Genomic DNA, 12358 nt, shown 5'->3' with positions numbered 1-12358 from the left:
GATCAAATGCCAAAGGGCGTCACTAAGGAAGAATCTCAGAAGCTACGGAAGCAAGGTGGGAAGTACTTAAAGAAACTACGAAACTCAGTAGGTTTAACACAAAGGGACCTGGCTAATGCTTCTGGTTTCAAATACTACACGTTCATCAGTCAGATCGAAAATGGTTCAGGTCGGATACCACCTAATCTATATGAGGCTTATGCCAAGGCTGTTAATGTGAATCTGGCAGAGTTCGTGAAGGAAATGCTCAAGTGCTACGATCCGTATACCTATAAAGGCTTGTTTGGACCTGCATCAAAGAAGAAGTCTGCTAAACGCTGATAATCGAAGGAGTTAAAGATGTCTGATAATCGTAAGAAAAGCGACCGCCGAGACAATTCAGATAGGCGGGATGACGATAGAAGGAAAGTAGAAATTGAGGCTGGCGAACTTAACAGACGTACTGGCAATGATAACCGTTCTGAGGGTAATCAGCGGCAATTAGTAAGGCGTAGTGCTTAATTTAGCCTCGTTCCCTCTGGCCGCTCTTCTGAAAGCAACTCCTCAGTCGCCTTCATAATCCGCACCCAAACGTTCTTTCCGTCCAAGTCCCCGGCCTCAAGCATTTCATCAGCCTTCATGGCCGCTTCAATGGGAGCGTCTTCGCCATGCTGCTTAACCAGTTCGTTGGCAGAGCGGTAAATGTCTGTGTCGGACATCATCAATGCACCGTATTTAGAAATATTTCTTGGCTAGGATTAAGGCTCATTTTAAGAGTCACCACGGCCCCTTAGAAGCTGCTCTGCTTAAATGGGACTCAAGGAGTCCATAAGGCCCTGAAAACGGCTTAAATAGGCCCCAGAGGCCATCTGTGCTATAATGTATCCATGAGTGAGAAATTGACTCTATTTATTCAGTTCTGCATCGCCACCGGCATTGGATGCTGGGTGTATTGGATGCTGGTTGGTGGAGGCGCGACCAACCCGAAGGAATTGGTCTTTGGCCCCTTGCTATTCGGAGGCTTAGGACTCTGGATCGTTATGAGAATTTGGGCCTGGATACGATATGGCTGGAATTCCAAAATATCTATGGACCATTAACTCAAGGGTTCCATTCCGCGTCCTGATTTGCTATATATCCGCTGTGTCCTATTAACCGCTCCAGCCTACGCCACTCGGACAATATGTGGTTTAGGTTAGCCATTTGCAGCGCGTCCGACAGCTGTATCGGGGAGGGCGGACCCCGTTAGGACACACTAAACCTCGCTTCTGCGGGGTTTTCTTTATATGGGAAATGGAGCCGGTGACAGGACTTGAACCTGCAACCTTTGCATTACAACAGCACTGCTCTACCAATTGAGCTACACCGGCACAAATAGCCGCCACAAGGGACGGCTAAGTTTACTAGATCGGTGTTCGCTCTTTAAGCATTTGGCTTTCCTTGTTATGACCGGCGCGGGTGTTGTTCTCGGACCCGCCCTTTAAACTCAAGGCCAATCCCCTTGAGACAGTCAACCCTCGGACTAGACGCAGGACGGACCGGCCTAGCCGTCACCCGGTGGACGGACAAACTACTCCACCGCGAGGGCAAAAGTGTTTTAGCACTGCTTGCGATTGATTACACGCGAATGTATTGGGGACAACAGACATGATTCGTCATGATGTCTGCTTTAGGGGGGCTAAGCGGAAGTCATTGGAGGCTCTTAATTTCTTCCGCTGATGACCCTAAGCAGATATTAAGCCAGTCCCGCGTCTCTAATTTTTAGGAAGTCTTGAAATAAGAAAACTTATTTTCCAGGTTTTACTTCTTCCGCCAGAATTTCCCAAGCAGGGTCACAGTTTGCTGTTGCTAGGTCTTGGGCCGTCGTACAAGCAGGTATAGCCTCGGGTAGTTGCCCAACGTCAATTTCCCCAGCGGACTTTTTAAACTCATGGAAAGATAAATTCGTGAGCAACACCACAAGCACCACTGAAAATGATACTCCGGCAACGAGGGTTAGAACACGTCTGCCCATCGCTAGTTTTCCACGGCTGTAAGGTGAAAACTTTATCCCAATTTATTCTAGCACCTTTAACAAAAGGGGCCTTGATCCAAGTCAAATCTCAAAAGAACCGGCAAAAAAATTCATTAGTTAGGGCGTGCTCAGGCGCTAGGTGAAACTTGTGAACACTTTGGGCTCGGGTAAGTAATAGCCTATGATGTCCGCGTATCGTGGGTATAGTGGACATCATTGGATATAGGTGATTAGGTCTGAAAATGACCCAGAGTGGACGTTCGCGTCGGCTGTGTTGAGCCTAACCGAGACTTCATTCTCAATAAGATTTTCACGCGTATGGAACGCGGTATGGCTCTATCTATAAAAACGCTCGTGCGTGTTGCTGACAAAATCAAAAAAGACCACTGAATTTGATCTGGATCAACTCACCGTGCCCCGAATTTGTGCAGAATCTAGCTCAGTTCAAAGTCAATTGGCGCGAATTTGGACCTTATGAGTGTTACGAAAATTGAAAAGTTACTGACCGGAGAAGTTCGGGGGATATTACCGGGTGCGGGTACTCACCTGCCTTTTGCTGTGTCTTGACTGCACCATGAAGCTATTTCTCTTTAAATTAATGGTCTCAGATAGAAGGTTGTTATCATGAATTACCCTCCGGTACCCGAGGTGACGGACATCGCGACTCATTTTTCGGGTGCACTGACGGGGTCAACTCGCAATGATCAACCCTATACCCATTGGCTTCTGTCCGACGTGCTGCCGGAGGATATCTGCACTGGCATTCTAACTTTACCGATCGCGCCACCGATTATTGATGACTGCGGTGGGGTCCGCGATTTGCACAACGACAAGAGATGCTTTTTCACGCCATCGCTACGTGAAAACTTTTCCTCAATCCAAGCCTTTGCCGAAGCGCTCCAGCGCCCCGAAATTGCGCGTCTGTTGGCTAAAACATGTGAAATAGAAGTTGAGGGTAGCTATCTGCGTATGGAATATATCCAAGATACCGATGGTGCGTGGTTGGAACCACATCACGATATTCCCGAGAAATTATTTTCGATGGTCGTATATCTATGCACCGGCCCTGAGGTGAAAAATTGGGGAACTGATATCTACGACGAAGATCGAAAGTGGATCGGGCGAAGCTCTGCCGAATTTGACTCCGCAGTGATTTTTGTTCCTGGCGAAAACACTTGGCACGGGTTTGATAAGCGCCCAATCCATGGGGTTCGGCGATTATTGGAAATTAACTATGTCCGTCCAAGCTGGCGCGACCGCGACCAGCTTACCTTCCCCGATCATCCAATTAAGGTGAATTGATCGTGACAAACATTGCACTGGAGAAGAGGGCCGCAAGCCCAGATGGGAAATCGTTCAATCTCCAGAATTGCGGGCCGCGTCATACCGCCTTTATCGAAGACGGTGTGGTGGCAAAGTGCTTCGAAGGAGTGAACGGCGGGTGGGAGTATTATTTTTCCGTTGAGGCCCCGGACATAAGTGGTCTTGGGTGCCAAATTGACGGGCTTGTTGAGCGTTATTGTGCCGCCTGCGAACGGCTTGGCCTGTCGCCAGAAACAGCGATCTTTCGCCGTGTATTTCTAAGCGATGTGATGAACCAAGTTGGTCGCGTGCGTGAAAGTCCGCTGTTGGCAGAAACCGCAGATAACCCACTTGCTGTTTCAATCGTGCAACAACCTCCTTCGTCAGGAGCAAAAATTGCGTTGTTGGCCTATCATGTTGAAAGCTCGGATCGAATCACAAAGCGCCGGCTGTCGCGAAATCACATCGTTGTCGAAAAGAAAGGGATGCGCCATCTTTGGAGTACGCGGTTGTGTTCCAGCGCAGGAGAGTCGTTTCAACCGGCGGGTGAGCAAACGGAGGAAATTTTTGAAAATCTATCCAACACCCTTTCGGGTGAAGCAGGAACGCTCAATGAAAATTGCGTTCGCACATGGGTTTACGTTAAGGGGATCGACGCCTTTTATCAGGATATGGTAGACAGCCGCCGCACCCTGTTTCAGCGCTACGGTATGAATAAAGATACCCACTTTATCGCCAGCACCGGGATCGAGGGTGCCTGTGCGCATCGTTACGACCTAGTGGCTATGGATGCCTATTCCGTTCTCGGCCTTGCGCCTAAACAAGTTTCCTACCTCAATGATTTCGATAATTTGTGCCCGACGATGGACTACAACGTCACCTTCGAGCGCGGGACACGCGTCGCCTATGATGATCGCACACACAGCTTCATCTCTGGAACAGCCAGCATCGACAACCGTGGTCAGGTGGTTCACCAGGGCAACGTGATGGCTCAACTTGAGCGTACGCTCGCTAATATTGACGGGCTATTGCAGTCGGGATCGTCACGGCTTGCCGATATGATGCACATGACCGTCTATCTCCGTGACCCGACGGACTATGGCATCGTAAACAAGTATCTGAAAAAGAGATTTCCCAATATGCCAATTGTCATCGTACAGGGTGCCGTATGCCGACCAGAATGGCTGATCGAAATTGAATGCATAGCAATTTCGACTAATAACGCACCACATCTTCCCGAATTCTGAGCTTGAATTGGCAACTCAGAAACGCTAAGTCGGCCTGGGCTCGGATAATCGGCCATTCAGCTTTTGATGCAGTGGGCGGCACCCATACAACCGCATTGAAATATGCCAAATGACGGCAACAAATACCCGATAACCAAATGTATATTATATTTCCCTAATTGGCTGTTTATGGCTAGTAGCGGACTCTTTCATTACACCGCAACGACGACTGCTTTCCTAGGCTTAGCTGACCACACTCAGCAACCCAGAGCCGCGTAATGTGACGTTAATTTGGTCCGTAAATTAATTTTTTGGTTCGACCGCTATCGTTTAGTTCAATTAGAATTTTCTCAATGGCTGGGATTAGGCGTCGATGCTTTACATTTAGGTAATGGTAGAGTGTTACGACCTCCATAGGCGGCTTTAAAACCGTGATCCCGCCAATTTCCGATGCCAGCCTGACCGCGTCCGATGTGACCGCTATACCAACATCGATCCTTCCACCCTTCACCATTCGTGCAACCGAAGAAGAATTTTTAACCGGAAACGCCTTCATATTACGAGTTCTAATATCCAACACTCTGTACCCTCGTGGATAACCGATACGATATTTTTTTATTTCCTCCCAAGAACTCAGCCAATGTTTTGATTTCGCATTGACGATTGCGGAAAAGCTGAGTGCGAAAACTGGTTCCTTCACTCGTACAAGGTTTGGATATTCAGTCTCGGCCCCAGCCACTCGAACCAGTTCCGCATCGGACAATCCAGAATTGACCTCTACAAGACTTCGCTTTGCAGGCCGAAAAACAAGTTCAAAATCATGCCCAATCTGCCGATACACTTCTTTCAAGAGACGGGCGATTGCCTCAGCTTCAGGGAATTCCGCAGTTGAGACCCTATATGTCTCGGCCTTGGCGGAAGGGACTGATACCAGACACAAAATCAAGAGGGTATAAGCAAATTGCAATCGGTCACCAATTTTGAAGTAATTCATAATCGAGTAAACTAGCTTTTTATCGGTTGTGAAGGAATTAAATTCAGAGTTGCGTTCTTTAATGAAGATCAAATCGCTAGTCCGACGTACACCTAGTAATGTCTAGTATTGGCTACGAACGGACTCTATCAGCACATAGCCAATATGTCCGCTTTTCTACGGTAAGTATTAAGTCAAAAACGCAAAATCCGAATTTTGAGATTTGATTTCTGCTATTAGGGGGTAGAGCGGACATCGTTTGAGGTAGGTGATTAGGTCTGCTGGTGACCCTACGCGGACTTTCGAGAGGTTCAGTGTTTTAGCATAGGAACCGTTTAATTAAGAAATCTTGGCATCGCGATGCGAATTTCAATCCCTCTTTCTGTCAAAATTAGCACGGATCTTCTGTGGGAGGGTGGGCATAGCCAAACGTCACTCGAACTCCCCCCGGCCAAATCCTGCTCTGACTTGGATGAAGACGCTATTCGAGAAAAAGGCTATCCGTCCCGGTGGCGGAACGCACAACGACGTCACGTCACCGGGTTGGAAGACTTAGAGCTTACTTAATATGCTTGGCGGAAATTTCCTTGAGACGGTTCATGACCTTGGACCCGATCATGTCTTCGCCCAGGGTTTTCCAAACAGGTGCCACAGCTTTTTGCCACTGTTTCTTCTGTGCCGTGGTCAATTTATGGACCTTGGTTCCGGCCTTTCTGATAAAATCAACCGCTGCATTATTTTTTTTCGCAACTTCTTTCCAGTTCCACTTGGTCGCAGCGTCAAGAGCACCTTGTACACCAGCCTTCTCATCCTTTGGCATGCCTTCCCACCACTGTTTGTTAGCGCCAACGATGTAGAAGCTGTAGATGTATTCATTCAAGATGATGTGATCGACAAACTTGTAAATGCTCGACGACTTCCAGGCATTTGGTGTCGGTTCAGCCGCATCGATAACGCCTTGTTGAAGAGCGGTCGGAACTTCGGACCAACTCATGCCAATGACGTTGGCCTTAATAGCTTGGATGGTCTTGATAAAAATTGGTGCCGATTGCACACGAATTTTAATTCCCTTCCATTTGTCCGGAGTCAACGCAGGCTCTCGGCCCTTATGACCAAAACTACGGGCACCGTTCATCCAGACGGCGATGGGAACAATATTTTTTGCGGAAAGGTCAGGCATGAAAATCGTTTGAACAAGCTTGTCCTTCATTGCCTCGTCAATCGCTTCAGGGGAACTCAACAAAAACGGCAGAAGCAACGCACCGATCTTTTTCGCGACCCTGGAATAATGCCCCGCCGTTGGTGAAATGATATGCACCGATCCCAACTGAAGACCTTGAATTTGGGTCTTTTGAGTGAACAGTGTTCCGCTGTGGTGTAACGCAACCTTTGCCTTGCTCCCAAGGCGACTGTTCAATTCCTTTTCCAAAAGTATAAAGGTTTGGCCCTTTAAACTTTTCGCGCTGGTTTCGCTGGATATGATGATATCGGTGGCGGCCAGAACCGGCGCACTGACAAGCATCGCCCCGACAAGGGCAATGCCATAAAGAGAGTTCCTAAAGTTATGCATAATTTCCTCCATTTTATTTTAGCTTTTCGCTGTTGATCCCTGTTAATCGGGATTTATGTGCTGCCTCAGAAATTCATCAGCTGAGGCAAGAATAAGGATACCTGTGGTACATACGTGACCAAAATAAGCGTGAATATTGTTGCGATCATCCAGGGCAATGTTGCACGGAATACCCGCATTACCGAGAGCCCCGAAATCGAGGAGCCGACGAACAGGTTTAAACCTACCGGCGGGGTAATGAGCCCAAGTTCAATATTCACCACTAAAATAATCCCAAAATGCACAGGGTCAATACCCATGGCCTCGGCCGCCGGAAACAGCACCGGGACGAAAATCAGGATCGTCGGCACGCCTTCCAAGAAAAATCCGACCACAACTAATAGAACATTAATGAGAAGCAGGAACGACCAGGGGCTGAGTTCCATGGCTAGGATTGCGTCTGTGATCATCTTGGGAACGCCCAGATTGGTAATGAGAAATCCAAACATGACGGCGTTCGCGGCAATCCAGAAAATCATCCCGGCACGCACCGCCGCGTGGACAAAAGTGCCGGGGATTTCCCTAAGACTAATTTCCCGATAAACAAACATGCCAATAACAAGAGCCAGCATCGTTGCCATAATAGCGGCTTCCGTAGGCGTAAAGATTGCTCCGCCCTTAAAATAAAAATCGTCTATCTCTATCTTTGGAAAGCCGTATATGCCGATAACAATAAAAAATGGGATCATCAGCGCCGGCAGGCTCTGGCGTATCAATTCCCGACGTTCAGGCCATTCGGCTCGTTCCCGCAAAACATAATTTTCTTTTGAAGCCAGAACCCTGGCGACGATCATCATTGCGGCGCCATAGATCAGACCCGGAATAATCCCAGCTATAAATAGGTCTGCAATCGACGTTTCAGTGATAAACCCGTACAGGATGAGGGGGATCGACGGCGGAATTAAGATGCCGATAGATCCGGCGGTGGCGAGCGCGCCGATGGCATACTGTTCAGAATAATTTTCTTTTAAGAGGGCCGGATACATGATGCTGCCGACGGCGGCCACCGTCGCCGGGCTGGATCCGGAAATTGCAGCAAAGAAAATACAAGTCAAAACCGCCGTCATCCCCAAGCCGCCCTTGAAATGCCCGACCAGCGCATTCGCCATTCCGATCAAACGACGGACAAGACCGCCTCGTTCCATGAAAGCCGCCGCAAAAAAGAAAAATGGCACCGCCATCAACGTGAAGTGATTCAGGTTTGAATATACCTTCTGACCAATGACCGGCAGGGGAATGGGGTTGAACATTAAAGCCACAATGATCGTTGATCCGCCAAGGGCTACGGCGATTGGTGCACCGATAAAGACCAAAACGAAAAATATGCCTATGAGAATAAAGATTTCCATTTTATCCCGACGTCAAACGCCGCCCCCTTCGATATTGACGTGTTCAGGGGGGTCGAGCGTGGTCGGGTCTTTTAGCGCCTCCACAATTAGAATGATGTACCTGAGCGAAAATGCGCCCATGGCAAGTGGGACAATGGCATAGTTAATCGCTTCGGGAACGTTCGTTTCCATGCTCGCAATACCCATCTGATGCACGAACTGGGTATAAAGAATACCGCAATAAAAAAAGAAAGAACAAAGGGTAAGCGACGCAAGCATGGAGAGTAGATTACAGGCCCGGATGGCCATCTTGGGTAGCACCACTTCAAATATAGACACTCGGGCGTGGATGCCATCCCGAACGGCGCGTGATCCCGCAATCAACATGGCCCATATGGTCAAGGTCGTGAAAAGGGCTTCCGCCCAATGAAACCCCGTATTGAAAACATACCTCAACACGACCTGCATCACGCCAAGCCCAAGCGCCGTCGTTGCGAACGATGCGATTATGTACAATTCAAATTTGGCGAGATAATTATCAAGGCGACTAAGCAGCTGAAATACACTCCTTAAACAGTCCGGTGCAGCAGAAATGGATCTAGTGAATAAAGATTGTAGGGTCAAATACAGGCTTGTCCAGGCCTCCTGGACGGCTAAGATAATTCACATATTGTGAATTATAGCATGAGATGTATACCGCCAGAGGATATAATATGTTCGCTCCGCCACCAGAAGTAACTGCTGAAGTATTCGCTCGGTTGCCGGATGAACTGGCTGGTGACCCGTCTACTTCCGAGTGGGCCAAGGTCCAGCATGCGGGGAAAAATATCCCGGCTTTTTTCGAAGGCCCGTCATTTGATCGGGACGGAAATCTTTACATTGTTGATATTGCCTACGGTCGAATTCTCCGGGTTACGCCGGATGCTGAGTTTGAGGTGGTCTGTGATTATGACGGCGAACCCAATGGGCTAAAGATTCATAAGGATGGCACGATCTATATCGCCGATCACAAGAACGGAATTATGTGCTTGGATCCAAATACTGGTAAAATAGAACCGTTTTTGGACCGGCCTCACTTGCAAAGATTTATCGGCGTCAACGACCTGCACTTTACGATGAACGGCGATCTCTGGTTCACCGATCAGGGGCAAAGTGGATTACAAAATCCGAATGGTCGGCTTTACCGCCTATGTGCAGAGGATGGACGTCTTGAGGCCGTGCTCGACAATGTTCCGAGCCCCAATGGTCTGGTCCCCAATCGTGATGAATCTCAGATGATGCTGGCCGCCACACGGGGGAATAATGTTTGGCGCGTACGTTTCATGCCGGATAAAAAAACCACGGCTAAGACCGGGGTCTTCATCCAACTTTCCGGCGGCACTGCCGGTCCTGACGGCTTGGCATTGGACGACAAAGGAAATTTGGTCGTTTGCCATATGGGACTTGGAACGGTTTGGCTGTTCAGCGAGATTGGCGAGCCGATTTTGCGCATTAGATCACCGGAAGGCATTATGACCAGCAACTGCGCGTTCGGTGGCCTGGACCGGAAATATCTCTATATCACAGAGTCCCATAACGCCTTAATTTTACGGGTCGAGATGCCCCATCCCGGTGCGCCCATGTTTGCCCATATGTGAGGAAAAATGAAATTACTTATTCTACCCGGAGACGGTATCGGGCCAGAAATCATGGACGCGACGCGTTTGGTTCTGGACGCCGCCCAAGCACGGTTCAACTTTACCCTGGAGATCGTGGAAGACGTGATAGGATTTCCATCGCTTGAGATCCATGGCACAACCATCCGCGATGACGTCGTCGCCACCGCCAAGGCCGTTGATGGCGTGATTTTGGGGCCGGTTTCCCATAATGACTACCCACCGAGCGATGAAGGCGGGATCAATCCCTCTGGTGTTCTCAGGAAACAACTCGATCTTTATGCAAACATCCGTCCGGCCAAATCGCGTAAGGGTGTGCCGACTCCCACCGGTCGTCCCATGGACTTGATCATTGTGCGTGAAAACACGGAAGGCTTCTATGCCGATCGGACAATGGTCGTCGGCAACGGCGAATTCATGCCGACTGATGATCTTGCATTGGCCGTCAGAAAAGTGACAAGGGTCGGCTCCAAACGCATCGCCGAACAGGCTTTCGCGTTGGCCACTCGGCGGCGGAAAAAAGTGACTGCAATTCATAAATCCAACGTTCTGCGGATTTCGGACGGTCTCTATCTCGAAGAAGTCCGAGCCGTTGCCAAAGCTAATCCTTCCACCGAGTATGAAGAAGAATTGGTCGATGCCATGGCAGCCCATTTAATTCGCTCCCCGGAACGCTTTGATGTCGTCGTTGCGACCAACATGTTTGGCGATATTCTTTCCGATGAAGCTTCTGAGCTGTCCGGTGGACTCGGTCTGGCGGCATCGCTTAATGCGGGGGATGACTACGCTGTTGCTCAGGCTCAACACGGATCGGCCCCAGATATTGCAGGACAAGGGGTCGCTAATCCGGTTTCTTTGATCTTATCGGTTGCCATGTTGATGGATTGGGTAGGGGGGCGAAACGGCGATGATCGCCTAAATAAATCGGCCCAAGCCATCGAAGCTGCGGTGAATGCCAGTTTGGAAGACAGTCCCGTGCGGACAAAAGATCTGGGTGGGTCGGGTTTGACCGCAACCTTTGGCTCTGAAACTGCGCGCTTGATTGGAGAAGTTTAGAAATGACCGATGTGCCGAAACTAGCGACGGACTGCCACACCCATCTGTTTGGTCCAGCGGATAAATTTCCCTATGCGGAGAACCGAACCTATACCCCGCAAACGGCCAGTGAAGACGATGCAAATCAGATGTTGGCGCATCTGGGACTGGAACGCATCGTTGTCGTTCATGCCAGCATCTACGGCGACAATAACCGCTTGGTACAAGGACTTAAGAACCTCGGCAACAAAGCGCGTGGTGTAATACTTCTGACAGGGTCCGAAACCACCCAGGACCTTCAAGAACTTGACGCCGCCGGCGTCCGGGGTGTGCGGCTGAATAATATTTCCAGTGCTGCTCTATCGTCTGATGGCGTCGCCGATGCGTTTCGGGATATTGCCAACAAAATTGCCGATCTAGGATGGCATGTTCAGGTGTTCTTACAAGGAGATGATCTTAAGGCGGCGCTTCAACATCTAGGCGATATGCCGGTGCCCATGGTCATTGATCACTTTGGCTTCTTGTCGGCTGATAAACCGGAAAATGCTGAGTTACGGGAGTTGCTGCTGGACCGACTTCGGGCCGGGCTTTGCTGGGTGAAAATGTCGGCGTCTTACCGGCTTGGAGGGGATGGTCGAGACGCCGCCCGCCGTCTCACCGAACTGCTCGTTGACGCCAACCCGGAACGGCTGGTCTGGGGATCTGATTGGCCGCATACACCCGTCAATCGAGACCCTAAATTACGCAAACAAGAACAACCTCCCCGGGAGGTAGACACTAAGCAACTGCTGACAGATTTTATGGAGGCCGTGCCGACGCAGGATTTGCGACACCGCATACTTGTCGACAATCCAGCGAATTTGTATCGATTTTAAAATATTTAGATTAAAGCAAAAAGGGACAGGAAAAATGATAGCAAAAGATCTTGTAGATGTTGAAGTTACCGATGAATTACGCGCAATCATTCACGGGGAGCTCACCCCGGAACTTGATGAAATCACCGATGTTGAGCTTCGTAACTTGGTCGTTGAAGCCTGGGCCGTCGCCATTGCACACTCCAGTTTCAGCGCGATCAGCGACTTGCGGGCTTCCGGCATTTGGAATTCAGACCGCCTAAAAAAGGGCACCCAAGCCGACCACTTGCGCGGCGTGACTGCAGTCGCCATTGGCATGGCCGACGCCATGTTGGCGCAGTTTCCTGAGCTACCCTTCGAGCGCGATATCATGATTGCCGGCT

The 12358-nt window shown here is 49.4% G+C and carries 14 protein-coding genes and 1 tRNA gene; 8 read left to right on the top strand and 7 right to left on the bottom strand.

Features of this window, described 5'->3' with window-relative positions:
- Positions 1–6: 6 nt before the first annotated feature.
- Positions 7–321 carry a helix-turn-helix transcriptional regulator gene (locus HOM51_00915; GenBank protein MBT5033053.1) on the top strand — a complete coding sequence of 105 codons (315 nt, stop codon included), beginning with the start codon at positions 7–9 and terminating at the stop codon, positions 319–321.
- Between the two features lie 176 nt (positions 322–497).
- Here the strand turns inward: HOM51_00915 and HOM51_00910 are convergent, their stop codons facing one another.
- Positions 498–698: a hypothetical protein gene (locus HOM51_00910; GenBank protein MBT5033052.1), complete on the bottom strand. Its 201-nt coding sequence runs from the start codon at positions 696–698 to the stop codon at positions 498–500.
- A 168-nt stretch (positions 699–866) separates the two neighbouring features.
- On the opposite strand from HOM51_00910, the gene HOM51_00905 reads away from it, so the two are divergent.
- The gene (locus HOM51_00905; GenBank protein MBT5033051.1) at positions 867–1079 is read left to right on the top strand and encodes a hypothetical protein; all 213 of its coding nucleotides are present in this window, start codon (positions 867–869) and stop codon (positions 1077–1079) included.
- Between the two features lie 194 nt (positions 1080–1273).
- Here HOM51_00905 and HOM51_00900 read toward each other — a convergent pair.
- A tRNA-Thr gene (locus tag HOM51_00900) sits at positions 1274–1349 on the bottom strand.
- A 416-nt stretch (positions 1350–1765) separates the two neighbouring features.
- Entirely contained in the window at positions 1766–1993 is a 228-nt protein-coding gene (locus HOM51_00895; protein MBT5033050.1) for a hypothetical protein, read from the bottom strand.
- A gap of 624 nt (positions 1994–2617) precedes the next feature.
- Between HOM51_00895 and HOM51_00890 the strand changes: the two genes are divergently transcribed.
- Both HOM51_00890 and HOM51_00885 read left to right on the top strand, forming a co-directional pair.
- Positions 2618–3295, top strand: a complete 678-nt coding sequence (locus HOM51_00890) for a 2OG-Fe(II) oxygenase (GenBank protein ID MBT5033049.1) — start codon at positions 2618–2620, stop codon at positions 3293–3295.
- A gap of 92 nt (positions 3296–3387) precedes the next feature.
- A complete protein-coding gene (locus HOM51_00885; GenBank protein MBT5033048.1) occupies positions 3388–4542 on the top strand; it encodes a hypothetical protein in 1155 nt (384 codons plus the stop codon).
- 265 nt (positions 4543–4807) lie between these two features.
- On the opposite strand, the gene HOM51_00880 is transcribed toward HOM51_00885, so the two are convergent.
- From HOM51_00880 to HOM51_00865, 4 genes are all read right to left on the bottom strand, one after another.
- Entirely contained in the window at positions 4808–5515 is a 708-nt protein-coding gene (locus HOM51_00880) for a hypothetical protein (GenBank protein ID MBT5033047.1), read from the bottom strand.
- Positions 5516–6053: 538 nt separating this feature from the next.
- On the bottom strand, positions 6054–7064 hold the full coding sequence (locus HOM51_00875; GenBank protein MBT5033046.1) for a TRAP transporter substrate-binding protein: 1011 nt from the start codon (positions 7062–7064) through the stop codon (positions 6054–6056).
- 65 nt (positions 7065–7129) lie between these two features.
- Positions 7130–8452: a TRAP transporter large permease gene (locus tag HOM51_00870; GenBank protein MBT5033045.1), complete on the bottom strand. Its 1323-nt coding sequence runs from the start codon at positions 8450–8452 to the stop codon at positions 7130–7132.
- Between the two features lie 12 nt (positions 8453–8464).
- Positions 8465–8947 (bottom strand): TRAP transporter small permease, encoded by a 483-nt coding sequence (locus HOM51_00865; protein ID MBT5033044.1) that lies wholly within the window; start codon positions 8945–8947, stop codon positions 8465–8467.
- Between the two features lie 197 nt (positions 8948–9144).
- Here HOM51_00865 and HOM51_00860 point away from each other — a divergent pair, with 197 nt between their 5' ends.
- The 4 genes from HOM51_00860 to HOM51_00845 all read left to right on the top strand — a co-directional run.
- A complete protein-coding gene (locus tag HOM51_00860; protein MBT5033043.1) occupies positions 9145–10068 on the top strand; it encodes an SMP-30/gluconolactonase/LRE family protein in 924 nt (307 codons plus the stop codon).
- A gap of 6 nt (positions 10069–10074) precedes the next feature.
- A complete protein-coding gene (locus tag HOM51_00855; GenBank protein ID MBT5033042.1) occupies positions 10075–11142 on the top strand; it encodes an isocitrate/isopropylmalate dehydrogenase family protein in 1068 nt (355 codons plus the stop codon).
- A 2-nt stretch (positions 11143–11144) separates the two neighbouring features.
- Positions 11145–11996 (top strand): amidohydrolase family protein, encoded by an 852-nt coding sequence (locus tag HOM51_00850; protein MBT5033041.1) that lies wholly within the window; start codon positions 11145–11147, stop codon positions 11994–11996.
- Between the two features lie 34 nt (positions 11997–12030).
- Positions 12031–12358 (top strand): HD domain-containing protein (locus HOM51_00845; protein MBT5033040.1); only part of this gene is annotated, 328 nt, incomplete at its 3' end.

It is taken from the genome of Rhodospirillaceae bacterium (assembly GCA_018660465.1).
GTDB lineage: Bacteria > Pseudomonadota > Alphaproteobacteria > Rhodospirillales > JABJKH01 > JABJKH01.
Note: the sequence above shows the minus strand (reverse complement) of the source record. Positions and strands in the feature narration are given on the sequence as shown.